Annotated in this window: 15 protein-coding genes; 4 read left to right on the top strand and 11 right to left on the bottom strand. The window is 72.3% G+C overall.

Translation table 11 applies throughout. The features are described 5' to 3' along the window. Positions 1 to 99 precede the first annotated feature (99 nt). The 5 genes from ACWGR4_RS16915 to ACWGR4_RS16895 form a co-directional block, all read right to left on the bottom strand. On the bottom strand, positions 100 to 1,293 hold the full coding sequence (locus tag ACWGR4_RS16915) for an alpha/beta fold hydrolase (protein WP_452132811.1): 1,194 nt from the start codon (positions 1,291 to 1,293) through the stop codon (positions 100 to 102). After that, a complete protein-coding gene (gene alr, locus ACWGR4_RS16910; RefSeq protein ID WP_380005382.1) occupies positions 1,290 to 2,420 on the bottom strand; it encodes an alanine racemase in 1,131 nt (376 codons plus the stop codon). The genes ACWGR4_RS16915 and alr overlap by 4 nt, the downstream gene beginning before the upstream one ends. 133 nt (positions 2,421 to 2,553) lie before the next feature. Then, the gene (locus tag ACWGR4_RS16905; protein ID WP_452132810.1) at positions 2,554 to 4,020 is read right to left on the bottom strand and encodes an NAD(P)H-hydrate dehydratase; all 1,467 of its coding nucleotides are present in this window, start codon (positions 4,018 to 4,020) and stop codon (positions 2,554 to 2,556) included. A gap of 10 nt (positions 4,021 to 4,030) precedes the next feature. Continuing rightward, positions 4,031 to 4,399 carry a holo-ACP synthase gene (locus ACWGR4_RS16900; protein WP_380005386.1) on the bottom strand — a complete coding sequence of 123 codons (369 nt, stop codon included), beginning with the start codon at positions 4,397 to 4,399 and terminating at the stop codon, positions 4,031 to 4,033. Between the two features lie 175 nt (positions 4,400 to 4,574). After that, positions 4,575 to 5,531, bottom strand: a complete 957-nt coding sequence (locus tag ACWGR4_RS16895) for an EamA family transporter (RefSeq protein ID WP_380005388.1) — start codon at positions 5,529 to 5,531, stop codon at positions 4,575 to 4,577. 112 nt (positions 5,532 to 5,643) lie between these two features. Here ACWGR4_RS16895 and ACWGR4_RS16890 point away from each other — a divergent pair, with 112 nt between their 5' ends. After that, on the top strand, positions 5,644 to 6,159 hold the full coding sequence (locus tag ACWGR4_RS16890; protein WP_380005390.1) for a MarR family winged helix-turn-helix transcriptional regulator: 516 nt from the start codon (positions 5,644 to 5,646) through the stop codon (positions 6,157 to 6,159). Between the two features lie 115 nt (positions 6,160 to 6,274). Here ACWGR4_RS16890 and glmS read toward each other — a convergent pair whose 3' ends face one another. Then, positions 6,275 to 8,125 carry a glutamine--fructose-6-phosphate transaminase (isomerizing) gene (gene glmS / locus ACWGR4_RS16885; protein ID WP_380005392.1) on the bottom strand — a complete coding sequence of 617 codons (1,851 nt, stop codon included), beginning with the start codon at positions 8,123 to 8,125 and terminating at the stop codon, positions 6,275 to 6,277. 93 nt (positions 8,126 to 8,218) lie between these two features. Here glmS and coaA point away from each other — a divergent pair, with 93 nt between their 5' ends. After that, entirely contained in the window at positions 8,219 to 9,187 is a 969-nt protein-coding gene (gene coaA, locus ACWGR4_RS16880; protein ID WP_380005394.1) for a type I pantothenate kinase, read from the top strand. 19 nt (positions 9,188 to 9,206) lie between these two features. Further along, positions 9,207 to 10,181, top strand: coding sequence for a DUF389 domain-containing protein (locus tag ACWGR4_RS16875; RefSeq protein WP_380005396.1), 975 nt, complete (start codon positions 9,207 to 9,209; stop codon positions 10,179 to 10,181). A 30-nt stretch (positions 10,182 to 10,211) separates the two neighbouring features. On the opposite strand, the gene glmM is transcribed toward ACWGR4_RS16875, so the two are convergent. From glmM to rplM, 3 genes are all read right to left on the bottom strand, one after another. Next, a complete protein-coding gene (gene glmM, locus ACWGR4_RS16870) occupies positions 10,212 to 11,579 on the bottom strand; it encodes a phosphoglucosamine mutase (RefSeq protein ID WP_380005398.1) in 1,368 nt (455 codons plus the stop codon). A 162-nt stretch (positions 11,580 to 11,741) separates the two neighbouring features. Then, on the bottom strand, positions 11,742 to 12,227 hold the full coding sequence (gene rpsI, locus ACWGR4_RS16865; protein WP_078975713.1) for a 30S ribosomal protein S9: 486 nt from the start codon (positions 12,225 to 12,227) through the stop codon (positions 11,742 to 11,744). A gap of 41 nt (positions 12,228 to 12,268) precedes the next feature. Then, complete coding sequence (gene rplM, locus ACWGR4_RS16860; RefSeq protein ID WP_020549205.1) at positions 12,269 to 12,712, bottom strand: 50S ribosomal protein L13; 444 nt, start codon at positions 12,710 to 12,712, stop codon at positions 12,269 to 12,271. A gap of 599 nt (positions 12,713 to 13,311) precedes the next feature. On the opposite strand from rplM, the gene ACWGR4_RS16855 reads away from it, so the two are divergent. After that, entirely contained in the window at positions 13,312 to 14,121 is an 810-nt protein-coding gene (locus ACWGR4_RS16855; protein ID WP_452132021.1) for a hypothetical protein, read from the top strand. Positions 14,122 to 14,156: 35 nt separating this feature from the next. On the opposite strand, the gene truA is transcribed toward ACWGR4_RS16855, so the two are convergent. Both truA and rplQ read right to left on the bottom strand, forming a co-directional pair. Then, the gene (truA, locus tag ACWGR4_RS16850) at positions 14,157 to 14,999 is read right to left on the bottom strand and encodes a tRNA pseudouridine(38-40) synthase TruA (protein ID WP_452132020.1); all 843 of its coding nucleotides are present in this window, start codon (positions 14,997 to 14,999) and stop codon (positions 14,157 to 14,159) included. A 99-nt stretch (positions 15,000 to 15,098) separates the two neighbouring features. Then, on the bottom strand, positions 15,099 to 15,620 hold the full coding sequence (gene rplQ / locus ACWGR4_RS16845) for a 50S ribosomal protein L17 (protein ID WP_452132019.1): 522 nt from the start codon (positions 15,618 to 15,620) through the stop codon (positions 15,099 to 15,101). Between the last annotated feature and the right edge of the window lie 98 nt (positions 15,621 to 15,718).

Genomic DNA, 15,718 nt, shown 5'->3' with positions numbered 1-15,718 from the left:
CTTCAGCACTCCCACCACGCCGGTCCCGTCGGCCCGAACCGCCTTCGGACCCCACCGTCGTCCCGAATCCGCCCGCGGTCTCGGGACCCCTGCACGGGATCACTGTCCGTCAGGATCCCGACCCGCGTCGAATCCGACCTGTGCGGAGGATTCGCCGCGCCCGTGCCCACCGGATTTCCCGCCGGATTTCCCACCGCGCCGACCGGGCGCGCGCACGGCACGCGCGAGCAACCCGCGCAGCGCCGCGTTCACCACCTCCGGATGCTCCAGCGGGGTCAGGTGTCCGGAGTTCGGCACGATCAGCAACTCGGCGCCGGGCAGCGCCTCCTTGATCGCCTCGCTGTGCGAGGCGGGCGCGATCAGGTCGCCCTCCCCGGCCACCACCAGCGTCTCCACCGTCTCCAGCGCCGGCAGCGCGGCCAGCTTGTCGTGCGTCTCGAAGGCGGGGAAGAACTCGGCGATCACGTCGATCGGCGTGCCCGAGATCATCCGGTCGGTGAACCGCACCAGGGTGGGGTCCACCTCCGAGTCGAAGGCGTATCGCTCGGTGAACAGGTACACCAGGTCGCGGGCCGCGCGCCGCCCCGCCTCCACCAGCGCGGCGCGCCGGCCGAGGGTACGCAGCAGCCCCGGCGCTATCCGGTGCACCAGTCGGGCCCCGGCCGCCGGGATGCCCAGCGTCACCGTCGCCCAGCGGCCCGCCGACGTGTTCATCAGCGCGACGCCGATCACCCGCTCCCCGAACAGCTCGGGGTGCTGGTCGGCGAGCGCCATGATGGTCATCCCGCCCATCGAGTGGCCGAGCAGCACCAGCGGTCCCTCGGGCGCGAGTTCGCCGAGCACGGTGTACAGGTCCGCGCCGAGGTGGTCGATCGTCGAGGTCTCCGGCGCGCCGCGACCGGAGCGGCCGTGGCTGCGCTGGTCGTAGAGCACCAGCCGGTATTCCTCGCGCAACGCGGCCCGCTGGTAGTGCCAGCAGTCCATGTCGAGGCAGTAGCCGTGGCACAACACCACGGTCACCGGTGCGTCCCGGTCGCCGTCCACCTCGGCGTACAACTCGACGCCGTCCTCGGCGGTGATCAGGTGCGGCTCGCCGCGCAGCGTGCCGAACTCGGCGAGCGCGTCCAGTTGGGCCTCGGTACGGCGGCGGAAGGCGCGGCCGACCGTCATGCGCTCGATCGCCACGCCCGCGGCGGCGCCCGCCGCGAGCACGCCGACCGCGGCGCCGACGATGCCGGCCCGGCGGCCGAGCGCGCGGCCGGCGCCGGAGGAGGCGGGCACGGGGGTGGTCACGACGCGCCCGTCCCGGTGTACACCCTGGGCACGCGGGCACCGATGCGGGTGACGATCTCGTAGGAGATGGTGCCGATCGCCGCCGCCCAGTCCTCGGCGGTGGGCTCGCCCCGGTCGCCGGGGCCGAACAGGATCGCCTCGTCGCCCGCGCTCGCCTCGTCGTCGCCGAGGTCGACCACGAACTGGTCCATCGCGACGCGGCCCACGATCGTGCGCCGCCGTCCCGCCACCAGGACCGGGCCGACGTTGCTCGCGTGGCGGGGGATGCCGTCGGCGTAACCGGTGGGGATCAGCGCGAGGTTGGTGTCCCTCGGCGCGATCCAGGCGTGCCCGTACGAGACACCGTGGCCGGCCGGCACCCGCTTGACCCCGGCCAGGTTCGCCGCCAGCGTCATCGCGGGGCGCAGGCCGAAGTCGGCCGGGCCGCCGACCTCGGGCACGGGCGAGAGGCCGTAGCCGGCCACGCCGACCCGGACCAGGTCGAAGTGGGTGTCGGGCAGCAGCAGCGTGGCCGGCGAGTTGGCCATGTGCCGCACCTCGGGGGTGACCCCGCGGCCCTCGGCGTGGGCAAGCATCGCCACGAACTCGCCCAACTGGGCCGGTACGGACGGATGCCCGGGCTCGTCGGCGCATGCGAAGTGCGACCACAGGCCGACCACCTCGACCGTGCCGTCGGCCTGGGCCTTGAGCGCGGCGTCGACCAGGGCCGGCCAGTCGGCGGGCGTGCAGCCGTTGCGCCCCAGGCCGGTGTCCGCCTTCAGGTGCACGCGCGCCGGTCGCTCGGCCGCCCGGGCGGCCGCCACCACCTCGTGCAGCGCCCACGATCCGCTCACCGAGATGTCCACGTCGGCGCGCACCGCTTCCTCGAAGGCGTCGCCGGGGGCCCACAGCCAGGCGAGTACCCGGCCGGTGTCGCCCGCCGCGCGCAGCGCCAGCGCCTCCTCGACCACGGCGGTGCCCAGCCAGGTCGCGCCGCCCGCGCGGGCCGCCCGCGCGGAGGGGATCATGCCGTGTCCGTAGGCGTTCGACTTGACCACGCTCATCACCGCCGCCGATCCCACCCGGGCTCGAATGGCCGCGATGTTGTCCCGAATCGCATCCAGATCGATCCGCGCTTCGGCACGCATGGGGCAGGTGGTCCTTCCGACGACGATCATCGAACGCGAGTCCGGGGCGCGGTCCCGGCCGGCCGCCGGGCCCGGAGGATCCCCGAACTCAAGACTCCCAGTGTGGCAGGCCCGGGCCCGGGCGGCGTCCTCCTCATGTGCCGGCGACGTCCGCCCACACCCCGGGCAGCGCCCGGACCAGGTCCGGCGCGGTCACCGGGCCGGGCAGCGTCCGGGCGGCCAGTCCGTGCAGCCAGGCGGCCGCGGAGGCGGCGTCCAGCGCGTCCAGGCCGGCCGCGAGCAGCGCGCCGGCCAGGCCGGAGAGCACGTCGCCGCTGCCCGCGGTGGCCAGGCGCGGGGTGCCGGTGGGATTGACCCGGGTCCGGCCGTCGGGCGCGGCGATCACCGTGGTGGAGCCCTTGAGCAACACCACGCAGCGGTACAGCGCGGCGAGCCGGCGCGCGTGCTCCAGCCGCCCCGCCTCGATCCGCTCGCGGGTGACCTCGACGCCCGCGGCGGCGAACAGGCGCACCGCCTCGCCCGTGTGCGGGGTCAGCAGCGCCGGGGCGGGCCACGTGCCGGGGGCGGAGCGGGCGAGCAGGGTCAGGCCGTCCGCATCCACCAGTACGGGCACCTCCGCGTCCAGCACGCTCGCGAAGCGCGCCTCGGCATCCGGGTCGGTGTCCAGGCCGGGGCCCACCACCCACGCCTGCACCCGGCCCGCCTCGGCCGGAAGCGCCCGGCTCGCCAGCGCCTCGGGGTGGGCCGCGAGCACCGGGCCGAGCACGGCGGCCGGCCCCGTGCAGCGGACCGCGCCGACCCCGCCGCGCACCGCCGCGCCGACCACCAGGACCGCCGCGCCCGGGTAGCGGGGGGAGCCCGCGGCCACGCCCAGCACACCGCGCGAATACTTGTCGCTCTCGCCCGAGGGGGCGGGCAACAAGCGGGCCACGTCGTCGTGTTGCAGCACGGTCGAGTCCGGCTCCGGCAGGTGCGGGCCGAGGCCGATGTCGACGAGGTGCACCACTCCCGCGTGGGCGGCGCCGGGGTCGATCAGCAGGCCCGGTTTGTGCGTGCCGAAGGTGACCGTCACATCGGCGCGCACCGCCGCGCCCGCGACCTCGCCGGTGTCCGCGTCCACCCCGCTGGGCACGTCGACGGCGACCACGGTCGCCCCCGACACCCGGGCGAGCAGCGCGGCGGGGGTCGGGCGCAGTGCGCCCCGGCCGCCGATCCCGACGATCCCGTCCAGGACCAGGTCGGCCCGCCCGAGCAGGTCGGCGAGGCCGGGGCCCTCCGGGTCGACCGCGTCCCGTGCCCGGACGCCGGCCGCGCGGGCCCAGGCGAGGCCGGCCGGATGGGCCCGGTCCGGGGCGAGCAGCAGGGCGTCCACGCGCGCGCCGCGCCGGGCCAGCATGCCGCCCGCGTACAGCGCGTCGCCGCCGTTGTCGCCGCTGCCCACCAGGAGCACCACGCGCGCCCCGTAGACCCGGTCGAGCAGGCGCACGCAGGTGCCGGCCAGCCCGGCCGCGGCGCGGCGCATCAAGGTGCCCTCGGGCAGCGTCGCGAGCAGCGCGGCCTCCGCGGCGCGTACCTGCTCGACCGTGTGTGCGGCGCGCATGGGCGGCCCCCTAGCCCTCGGCGATGACGACAGCGGAAGCGATGCCCGCGTCGTGGCTGAGCGACACATGCCAGTGCGTCACACCCAACACGGCGGCGCGCGCGGCTACCGTGCCGGTGACGGCCAGCAGCGGGCGGCCGGAGTCCTCGGTGGTCACCTCGGCGTCCAGCCAGTGCAGTCCGCCGGGCGCGCCGAGCGCCTTGGCCAGCGCCTCCTTGGCGGCGAAGCGCGCGGCCAGCGAGGCGACTCCGCGGGGCTGTCCGGGGCGCACGTTCCGCTCCGCGTCGGTGAACAGCCGATCGGCCAGTCCGGGCGTGCGCTCCAGCGACTGCCCGAAGCGCGCGATGTCCGCCACGTCGATACCCACACCGATGATCACGGCCCGAGCCTATTGCCGGGCGCGGCGCCGAAGAACACACACCGGCCGCCCGCGCCGACCCACCCACCGACGACGCGCCGACAACGCGGCCGGGCCGCATCCCCGGTGGGGATGCGGCCCGATCGGCTCGCGAAACGGTCCTGCGCGGTGCTCGTGGCGGTGTGCTCCCGTCCGCTCAGGAGGCTTCGACGACCTCCGACCGACGGGTCTGCTTCGTGATGGTGACCGGCGCCTCGACCCGCACCTCGGGGGCGCGCCGGGGGGCCCGCTGGCCGAGCACCATCGCGCCCAGGGCGATCACCAGGCCGAGCACCTGGAGCGGGGTCAGCGTCTGGCCCAGCACGATCAGGCCGGCGAGCGTGGCGATCACCGGGTTGACCAGGCCGAGGAAGGAGGCCACCCCGGCGCCGAGCCGCTCGATGCCGCGGAACCACAGGACGTAGGCGAGCGCGGTGCCGATCAGCACGAGGTATCCGAAGCCGAGCAGGTTGCGGCCGGTGGGCACCGGCGGCATGCCCTCGACCGCGAACATCAGCGGGACGATGACCATGCCGCCGACGGTGAGCTGCCAACCGGTGGTGGCCAGGAGCGAGACACCCTCGGGACGACCCCAGCGGGCCGACATCACCACGCCGGTCGCCATCAGGGTGGTGGCCAGGAGCATCAGGCCGACCCCGATCGGGTCGATCCTCGCCTGCGAGCTGAGCACCAGCAGGCCGACCCCGATCACCCCGCCGACGCCGGCGAACAGCACCCGGGGCTGCGTGCGCACCTTCAGGATCAGGAAGGACAGGCCCGCGACGATCAGCGGCGACACCGCGCCGATCGTGGCGGCGACACCGCCGGGCAGGCGGTAGGCGCCGGCGAAGATCAGCGGGAAGAACAGTCCGACGTTGAGCATCCCCAGGACGAACGAGCGCCACCACCACACGCCGGTGGGCAGTCGGCGCGACAGGGCGACCAGGATCAGACCCGCGGGCAGCGCCCGCACGCCCGCCGCGAGCAGCGGCCGGTCCGCCGGAAGCATCTCCGTGGTCACGAGGTAGGTGGTCCCCCACGTGGCCGGGGCGACGGCCGTCGCCAGGAGCATCCCCAGGCGACCGAGTCCCTTGCTACCGCCCTGAACCGCCATGACTTTCACCTCAACGCTAGTTTTGCGAGCACTGACTATCTGAACGTTGAGATAAGTAAATACCTCGAATCTGCGAGCGTCAAGTAGATGAGCGTTGAGATAAATTGGAGCCATGACCGGACGTGACGCAATTGATGACGTATGGGACCAATGGCACCGTGAACGCCCCGAGATCGACACCGACCTGCTGGATGTGATGGCCGCCGTCGGACGCATGAACCGACTGCGCCGGTACATCGACCAGACGTTGCGGACCTACTTCGCCCGGTACGGGCTCGACTTCTCCGAGTTCGACGTGCTGGCCACGCTGCGCCGCTCCGGCGGCGTCGAGGGGGTCAGCGCGGGCACGCTGCTGCGCTCGGCGATGGTGACGTCGGGCGCGATCACCAACCGGGTGGACAAGCTCACCGCCAAGGGCCTGGTCGAGCGCTCGGTCAGCACCGAGGACCGCCGCTCGGTCCGGGTCAGGCTGACCCCGGAGGGCATCCGGCTCGTGGACGACATCCTGCTCGGCCACATCGAGAACGAGGCGCGCTTTTTGGCCGTGCTCGACGACGGCGAGCGCGACCTGCTCAACGGCCTGCTGCGCAAGCTCCTGATCGCCCAGGGAGACACCCACCTGGGCTGACCACACACCGCGCCGACGGCGCACACCCGACCGGAAAACCGTGCCGAAACCGCGAAAGGCCGCCCCTCGCCCCCTCGTTCGAGGAGGGCGCGGGGCGGCCGAAGAGCGGGACGGACTACTCGACCGTGACCGACTTCGCCAGGTTGCGCGGCTGGTCCACCTCGTGGCCCTTGGCCGTGGCCAGCTCACAGGCGAACACCTGGAGCGGCACCGTGGAAACCAGCGGCTGCAGCAGCACCGGCGTGGCCGGGATGCGCACCAGGTGGTCGGCGTACGGCACGACCGCCTCGTCGCCCTCCTCGGCGATCACGATGGTGCGCGCGCCCCGGGCCCGGATCTCCTGGATGTTGGACACGATCTTGTCGTGCAGCACCGAGCGCCCGCGGGGCGACGGGACCACCACGACCACCGGCAGGCCCTCCTCGATCAGCGCGATCGGGCCGTGCTTGAGCTCGCCCGCGGCGAAGCCCTCGGCGTGCATGTACGCCAGTTCCTTGAGCTTGAGCGCGCCTTCGAGGGCCACGGGGTAGCCCACGTGCCGGCCCAGGAACAACACCGAGCCCGCGTCCTTGAGCGATCGCGCCAGCTCGCGCACCGGCTCCATGGTGTCCAGGACCTTGTCCACCATCTCGGGCATCGCCGCGAGCTGCTCGATCACCTCGGTGATCTCGTCGCCCCACTTGGTGCCGCGCACCTGGCCCAGGTACAGCGCGACCAGGTAGCACGCGACCAGCTGGGTCAAGAACGCCTTCGTCGAGGCCACCGCGACCTCGGGGCCGGCGTGCGTGTACAGCACGGCGTCCGCCTCGCGCGGCATCGTCGAGCCGTTGGTGTTGCAGATCACCAGTACCTTGGCGCCCTGCTCGCGGGCGTGCCGCTGGGCCATCAGGGTGTCCATCGTCTCGCCGGACTGCGAGATGGTCACCACCAGCGTCTGCCGGTCCAGGATCGGGTCGCGGTAGCGGAACTCGCTGGCCAGCTCGACCTCGCAGGGCACCCGGGTCCAGTGCTCGATCGCGTACTTGGCGATCAGGCCCGCGTGGAACGAGGTACCGCAGGCGATGATCACCACCTTGTCGATCTCGCGCAGCACCTCGTCGGCGATCCGCACCTCGTCGAGCACCAGGCGCCCGTCGGTGCCGATCCGGCCGAGCAGGGTGTCGCCGACCGCCTTGGGCTGTTCGGCGATCTCCTTGAGCATGAAGTAGTCGTAGCCGTCCTTCTCCGCGGCCGACACGTCCCAGTCGACGTGGTACTCGCGAAAGGCCGCCGGCGCGCCGTGGAAGTCGGTCACCGTGACGCTGTCCCGGCGCAGCTCCACGACCTGGTCCTGGCCCAGCTCGATCGCCTCGCGCGTGTGCTCGATGAACGCGGCCACGTCCGAGGCGAGGAAGTTCTCGCCGACGCCGCGACCGACCACCAGCGGGGAGTTGCGGCGCGCGCCGACCACCACGTCGGGGGCGTCGGCATGCGTCGCGACCAGGGTGAACGCACCCTCCAGGCGGCGGCAGACCCGGCGCATCGCCTCGGCCAGGTCCTGCCCCGCGCCCGCGAACTCCTCGGCCAGCAGGTGCGCGACGACCTCGGTGTCCGTCTCGGAGGCCAGCTTGTGCCCGCGCTCGGCCAGCTCGGCCCGCAGCGCCGCGAAGTTCTCGATGATCCCGTTGTGCACGACGGCGACCCGACCCGCGTTGTCCAGGTGCGGATGCGCGTTCACGTCGTTGGGCGCGCCGTGTGTGGCCCACCGCGTATGACCGATGCCGCACGTCCCCACCGGAAGCGGCGACTGCGTCAGCGCGTCCACGAGGTTGGCCAGTTTCCCGGCCCGCTTCTCGCTTACCAGCGCACCGTCGACGAGCACGGCCACCCCGGCCGAGTCGTAGCCGCGATACTCCAGCCGCCTGAGCCCGCCGATGACCACATCCAGCGCCGATTGAGCGCCCACATATCCCACAATCCCGCACATGGGGGCCAGCCTACGGGGTCCGCATCGAGCCGGCGGAAACACGTTCGACGGCCCGGCGACGGGCGGCCCGCGCCCACTGGCGACAATGAGCGGGTGCATTCCTTCGCGGCTCAGGGACCGGCTCGCGACCTGTCCCCCTTCGTCGAACTCGACCGCGCCGCCTGGACCCGACTGCGGGCTGGGACGCCGCTGCCGCTGACCGCGGACGAACTCGAGCGCCTGCGCGGCCTGGGCGACGTGGTGGACCTGGACGAGGTCTCCGACGTCTACCTGCCGCTGTCGCGCCTGCTCAACCTCTACGTCGGCGCCACCCGGGGCCTGGGTCGCGCGCTGACCACGTTCCTGGGCAACGGCGAGAACCCGGGGATACCGTTCGTGATCGGCGTCGCCGGCAGCGTCGCCGTCGGCAAGAGCACCACCGCGCGCATCCTGCGCGAACTGCTCGCCCGCTGGCCCGACCACCCGCACGTGGAACTGCTGACCACCGACGGCTTCCTGTACCCCAACGAGGTGCTGGAACGCCGCGGCATCATGCACCGCAAGGGATTCCCCGAGTCCTACGACCGGCGGGCCCTGGTGCGCTTCGTGGCCGACGTCAAGGCGGGCAAGCCCGAGGTCACCGCGCCGGTCTACTCGCACCTGACCTACGACATCGTGCCGAACGAGCGGTTGACCATCCACCGGCCCGACATCCTGATCGTCGAAGGCCTCAACGTGCTGCAACCGGCGTCGCCGACCGCCGACGGGCGCCCCCGGCTCGCGCTGTCCGACTTCTTCGACTTCAGCGTGTACGTGGACGCGCGCACCCAGGACATCCGCCGCTGGTACCTGGAGCGCTTCCTCAAGCTGCGCCAGACCGCGTTCCGCGACCCGGCCTCGTACTTCCGCAAGTACGCGGTGATGACGCCCGACGACGCGCTGCGCTACGCGGAGAACACGTGGGCGACGATCAACGAGGTCAACCTCGTGCAGAACATCCGCCCCACCCGCGGGCGCGCCACGCTGGTGCTGCAAAAGGACGCGGAGCACGCGGTGAGCCGACTGCGGCTGCGCAAGTTGTGAACCCGGGTACCTTCACGGGATGTTTCATCTTCGTCTGATCGTCCCCGTGGAGCGCAGCGCCGCCGTGCGCGACCTGCTGCTCACCGAGCCCGGAGCCACCCACCTGGTGATCTGGCCGGGCGCCGCGGTGCAGCCCGCGGGCGACGTGATCTCCTGCGACCTCGCCCGTGAGGCCACCAGTTCGGTGCTCGCCGAACTGCGCGCGCTGGACCTGCACCGGGACGGCTCGATCGCGCTCGAGGACCTGGACGTGATGTTGTCCCGCTCCGCCGACGAGGCGGAGCGGGACGCGCCGGGCGAGAGCGCCGACTCCGTAGTCTGGGAGGAGATCGAGGAGGCCACCTCCGAGGAGTCGACCCTCTCGGTGACGTTCCTGGCCTTTTTGACGGTGGCCACCATGATCGCGGCGTGCGGTGTGCTGCTGGACAACGCGATCCTGATCGTCGGCGCGATGGTGGTCGGCCCCGAGTTCGGCCCGCTGGCCGGACTGTGCGTGGCGGCGGTACAACGTCGGCCCCGGCTCGCCGCCCGTTCCGGACTCGCCCTGCTGATCGGCTTCCCGGTCGCGATGCTGGCCACCATGGCCTTCACCGGGCTCCTGGGCGCGCTCGACCTGTTCGACCGGGACATGCTGGAGCGCCCGCGCCCGCTCACCGAGTTCATCTATCAACCGGACTGGTTGTCCTTCTGGGTCGCGCTGTTGGCCGGTGTCGCGGGCATGCTCTCGTTGACCAGCGCCAAATCCGGCGCGCTGATCGGTGTGCTGATCTCGGTCACCACCGTGCCCGCCGCCGCGAACGCCTCGGTCGCGATCTGGTACACCGACTACGCGCAGGCGGGCGGCTCGCTGGGCCAACTCGGCCTGAACCTGGGCGCCATCGTCATAGCCGGCACCCTGACCCTGCTCGTCCAGCGCGGCCTGTGGAACCTCCAGGCCGCACGCAGCAAGCGGCGGCCCCCGGCCATCGCGCCGGGAGCCGCCGAGTCGTCGTGAACTCGCGCGAGTTCGACCGCCGGACAGGACCTAGTCCAGCGCGAGCAACGTGCGTACCACCTCGGCCAGATGCGCGGCCTCCTCGTGCGCCTGGTCGTGGGTCTCGGCCTCGACCATCACCCGAACCAGCGGCTCGGTGCCCGACGGACGCAGCAGCACCCGGCCGGTGGCGCCCAGCCGCTCCTCCACCAGCGCGACGGCGCGGGCGAGTTCGGGGGTGGTGTGCACCCGGGTGCGGTCCACGCCGGCGACGTTGACCAACTGCTGCGGCAGGCGGGTCATCACCGACGCCAACTCGTGCAGCGGCTTGCCGGTCTCCGCGACGCGCGCGAGCAGGCGCAGCGCGGTCAGCGTGCCGTCGCCGGTGGTCGCGTGCTCCAACAGCACCACGTGGCCCGACTGTTCGCCGCCCAGCGAAAGCCCCGAGGCCTGCATGGCCTCCAGTACGTAGCGGTCGCCGACCGCGGTCTCGACCATCTTGATGCCCGCGGCCTGCATGGCCAGCCTGAGCCCGAGGTTGGACATGACGGTGGCCACCAACGTGTTGTCCACGAGATGCCCGCCGTCGCGCATGGCCAGCGCGAGCACCGCCAGGATCGCGTCGCCGTCGACCAACTCGCCGCGCGCGTCCACCGCCAGGCACCGGTCGGCGTCGCCGTCGTGTGCGATGCCCGCGTCGGCGCCGTGCTCGACCACGGCCGCCGCGAGCGCGTCCATGTGCGTGGAGCCGCAATTGTCGTTGATGTTCAGGCCGTCGGGCTCGGCGTGGATCGCGATCACCTCGGCGCCGGCCCGGCGCAGCGCGTCCGGCGCGACCGCCGAGGAGGCGCCGTTGGCGCAGTCCACGACCACCTTGAGCCCGTCCAGGCGGTGCGGCAGGGACGACAGCAGGTGCTCGACGTAGCGCTCGTGGCCCTCGGGGTGGTCCTGTACCCGGCCGACCGCGGAGCCGGTCGGCCGCTCCCACTCGGTGCCGAGCAGCGCCTCGATCCGGTCCTCCACCTCGTCGGGCAGCTTGTGCCCGCCGCGCGCGAAGAACTTGATCCCGTTGTCCGGCATCGCGTTGTGGCTCGCGGAGAGCATCACGCCCAGGTCCGCGCCGAGCAGTCCGGTCAGGTAGGCGATCGCCGGCGTCGGCAACACGCCGGCACGGTAGACGTCCACACCCGCGCCCGCGAGCCCGGCGACCACGGCGGCCTCCAGGAACTCCCCGGACGCCCGCGGGTCACGACCGACCACGGCGAACGGCCTGCGGCCGTGCCCTGATTGCGGAATCCCGTCCCGGCCGCGTGATCCGAGCACCCGCGCGGCGGCGACCGCCAAGTCGAGCGCCAGTTCCGCGGTCAGCCGGCCATTCGCCAGGCCACGCACGCCGTCCGTACCGAAGAGTCGTCCCACAGTTGGATCTCCCGCATACATTCCGGATGTCTCGGACACTACCTCTCGGCGCCGCTCCTCCAGGAGGGGCGCCGGAAAAAAGCATCAGGCCCCGGGGGCACGAACCGTGCCCCCGGGGCCTGAATGACGCTGCGAACAGCCGCAGAGGGTGCTGCGGGCTGTTTAGCGCTTGCTGTACTGAGGCGCCTTGCGCGCCTTCTTCAGACCGTACTTCTTGCGCTCCGTGGCACGCGGGTCACGGGTCAGGAAGCCGGCCTTCTTGAGCGCCGGGCGGTTCGCCTCGACGTCGGCCTCGTTCAGCGAACGGGCCACACCCAGACGCAGCGCGCCTGCCTGGCCGGAGACGCCGCCACCGTGGATGCGGGCGTGCACGTCGTAGCGGTCGTCCAGCTCGAGCACCTTGAAGGGCTCGTTGACCAGCTGCTGGTGCACCTTGTTCGGGAAGTATTCCTCGAGCGAACGCCCGTTGATCTTCCACTTGCCGGTGCCGGGCACGATGCGAACGCGCGCGACGGCCTCCTTGCGGCGGCCGGTGGCCGCGCCCGCCTGCGGCTCGCTGAAGCGCGACGCGAGCGACTCGGAGGTGTAGCTCTCGAGCGGAAGACCCTCGGTCTCCTCGATCGGGGTTTCTGCAATGGTCTCGGCCACTGTTCTCCTCAAACTATTCGTTCGTCAGGCGGTGGCCGTGACTACTGCGCGACCTGGGTGATCTCGAACGGAACCGGCTGCTGCGCCGAGTGCGGGTGCTCGGAACCGCGGTACACCTTGAGCTTCGACAACATCTGCCGACCCAGGGTGTTCTTCGGGAGCATGCCCTTGATGGCCTTTTCCACGGCCTTCTCGGGGTTCTTCTCCAGCAGCTCGTCGTAGCGGACGGCGCGGAGGCCACCCGGGTAGCCGGAGTGGCGGTACGCCATCTTCTGGCTGCGCTTGTTGCCCGACAGGTGAACCTTGTCGGCGTTCACAATGATGACGAAATCGCCGGTGTCGACGTGCGGCGCGTACACCGGCTTGTGCTTACCCCGGAGCAGGGCAGCAGCCTGGGTGGACAGACGGCCGAGCACGACATCGGTCGCGTCGATGACGTGCCACTGACGCTGGACGTCGCCGGGCTTGGGGCTGTACGTGCGCACGGTCGATAGCCTTCGCTTCTTCGTGAGTGTGTGCTGACGGATGCCGACTGGCTGTCCGGGAGATGATTCCGAACCATGCGGACTCCGGTGGCCGGCGGCCCGGCGTACCGACTCCACTCAAGCAAGCCAATACGCACAACGAACCGGCACAATACCGGGTCAAGGGGGTGCCGGTCAAAACGAGCAATGGGGCGATGATTTGCTCATGCCCCTCTCCAGCGTAAGCCATCGCCGGGGGTGCTCCGACCGTGCCACGCCGACGCTCATCACATCGATGGGTGGGTACGATGCGCCGAACGGCCGGGGCGTCGGCACATGGGGAGCCGGGGCGGGTCATTTCCTTGCAGGGGGCGGATGTGTCGGGGGTCGGAACACCCGGGGACGACGGGCAACGCCCATGGAGCGTACGCCCGGGCGGGCCCGGTACGCCGGGGCAGCCGCAACACGCGTGGGACCCGTTTCCCTCGCACGCGCACGGATCCCAGGGGCAACCCCCGCAACAGCAGCCCCAGCAGCCCTTCGCGCAACCCCCGTCGCAGGCCCAACAGCCCGCGGGACAACAGCAGTTCGGCGGGTCGAGCGGCCCGGACTGGAGCCGGTTGGCGGAGGAACGAGACTCGGCCGCCCGGCGCCGCAGGCTGCTGTTCGCCGTGGGCGGCACCGTGCTCGGACTTGCCCTGGTCGGCGGTGTGGTCGCCGCCGCGATGACGCTTTCCGGCGGTGACGACGACAAGAAGGCCGGCCCCGGCGCCTCCGGCGGCCCGTCCGCCGCGACGTTCGCCCCGGAGAAGCCGACGTTTCGCCCGGCGCCGACCGTACCCGCGCCGCCGGCCGCCCGCGCGGTGCTCGCCGACCCCACCCTGGACACCGCGCCCTTCACCGTCGAATCGTTGTTCCCCAACCAGAAGTTCACCGTCAACGGACGGCAGTACTCGGTGGCCGCGGGCAAGCTGGACAACACGTGCTCCGACGGCACCGACGCCAAGCTCGGCGCGGCGGCCCGCGACCAGCAGTGCACGCAGCTGATCCGACTCGCCGTGATCGGCCCGAACGGGGTGCTCTCCACCGCGGCGGTCGCCTCGTTCCCGTCCGAGGACAAGGCGAACGCGGTCAAGAACGGCAAGGACGGCGGCGAACTGCTGCCGCTGGCCGGTCCCGGGGTCAAGGTGTTGGACGCCAAGAAGCAAAAGCACGGCAAGCTGCGCAACTCGGTGGGCCGCTACGGCCTGTTCACCCTCGACTGGTACGCCGACGGCAAGGACCCGGTCGGCGACGACAAGACCATGGCACAGGCCCAGGACGACGTGGACAAGTTCCTGTGGAACTCGTTGACCGCGCGCGGCGAGGCGATCTCCAAGCAGATCGACGACGAGAACCGGCGCAAGGCGCTGGAGCAGATCCAGGGCTGAGCGACCTCGGGGGCGGCGCCGGGCCGCCCCCGCGCTCAGCTGCCGTCGCGGCGCCGCCGGGTGGCGTTCACCCGGTCCGCGAGCAGTGCGTCGGCCGGATACGCCACCTCCTCCAGGGTGAGCCCGTGCGCGGGCGCGACGTGCACGCCCGAATCGCGCACCGCGCGCCCCAGGACCTCCAGCGGCCAGGTCGGCGGCTTGCGCCCGGTGCCCACCGCGAACATCGCGCCGACCAGCGAGCGCACCATGTTGTGGCAGAACGCGTCGGCCCGCACGGTCGCCACGATCACCGGGCGGTACGCCGGACCCACGTCCGCACCGGTCGGCGTCTCGCGGGCCCAGGAGAAGTCCTGGAGGCAGCGCACCGTCGTGGCCCCCTCGCGCCGGCGGCAGAACGACGCGAAGTCGTGCTCGCCGATCAGCCGCCCGGCCGCCTCGTTCATCCGGTCCTCGTCCAGCGGCCGGTCGTGCCACACCACGTCGCCCCGGCGCAGCGGGTCCACCCCGCCCGGCGCGTCGCACACCCGGTACGCGTAGCGCCGCCAGATCGCGCCGAACCGCGCGTCGAACCCGGCCGGCGCCACGGTGATGTCGCGCACCCGCAGATCCCGCGGCAGCCGCCCCGTGACCCGACGCAGCGCCACCTCGCCCAGATCGGCCCACACCTCGTCGGGCACGTCCAGGTGCGCCACCTGGCCCCGCGCGTGCACCCCCGCGTCGGTCCGCCCGGCCACGGTCAGCTGCGCGGGCTCCGCCAGCCGCAGCACCGTGGTCAGCGCGCTCTCCAACGTCCCCTGCACGGTGCGCAGTTCGCGCTGACGGGCCCACCCGGCGAACTCGGCGCCGTCGTACGACAGATCGATGCGCAAGCGCACCACGTCATCCACCTCCGGACATGGCGCGAGCCCGCCCTCCGTACGGATACGGAGAACGGGCTCGCACGGTGATTCGGAACGCCTGGAGCGTCCGACCCGGCCTCAGGCCTTGTCGGCGTCCTTGCTCTCCGCGGCCTCGGCGGCCTCGGCGGCGGGCGCCTCCTCGGTCGGGGCGGCCTTCGCCGTCTCGACCTTGGCGGTCTCCTGCTCCTTGACCGAGCGCTTGGTGGCGGCCTCGGCCTCGCCGACCGCGGTCTGCGCCACGGTCAGCGCCTCGACCAGCTCGATGACCGCCATGGGCGCGTTGTCGCCCTTGCGGGTGCCGATCTTGGTGATGCGGGTGTAGCCGCCGGGACGGTTCGCGTAGCGCGGACCGATCTCCTCGAACAGCGTGTGCACGACGCCCTTGTCACGAACGACGGTGAGCACCTGGCGACGGTTGTGCAGGTCGCCCTTCTTCGCCTTGGTGATCAGTCGCTCGGCGACGGGACGCAGCCGGCGCGCCTTGGCCTCGGTCGTGGTGATGCGACCGTGCTCGAACAGCGCCGTCGCGAGACCGGCCAGGATCAGCCGCTCGTGGGACGGGCCGCCGCCGAGGCGCGGACCCTTGGTGGGCCTGGGCATGTTCTCTCCTTGATATTCCTGCGCCGGCCGTATCAGGTACCGGCGTCAGTCCACCCGGGCCGGTCGGCCCGGGTGGCGGCAGCTCCCGAAGGGGCTGC

It is taken from the genome of Embleya sp. NPDC055664 (assembly GCF_053618075.1).
This window is presented reverse-complemented; position numbering and strand designations above follow the sequence as displayed.

Excerpts from the sequence above, each read along its gene's own strand:
- alr (WP_380005382.1), bottom strand. The coding sequence starts at position 2,420 with ATGCGTGCCGAAGCGCGGATCGATCTGGATGCGATTCGGGACAACATC.
- ACWGR4_RS16905 (WP_452132810.1), bottom strand. The coding sequence starts at position 4,020 with ATGCGCGCCGCACACACGGTCGAGCAGGTACGCGCCGCGGAGGCCGCG.
- ACWGR4_RS16895 (WP_380005388.1), bottom strand. The coding sequence starts at position 5,531 with ATGGCGGTTCAGGGCGGTAGCAAGGGACTCGGTCGCCTGGGGATGCTC.
- ACWGR4_RS16890 (WP_380005390.1), top strand. The coding sequence starts at position 5,644 with ATGACCGGACGTGACGCAATTGATGACGTATGGGACCAATGGCACCGT.
- glmS (WP_380005392.1), bottom strand. The coding sequence starts at position 8,125 with ATGTGCGGGATTGTGGGATATGTGGGCGCTCAATCGGCGCTGGATGTG.
- ACWGR4_RS16875 (WP_380005396.1), top strand. The coding sequence starts at position 9,207 with ATGTTTCATCTTCGTCTGATCGTCCCCGTGGAGCGCAGCGCCGCCGTG.
- rplQ (WP_452132019.1), bottom strand. The coding sequence starts at position 15,620 with ATGCCCAGGCCCACCAAGGGTCCGCGCCTCGGCGGCGGCCCGTCCCAC.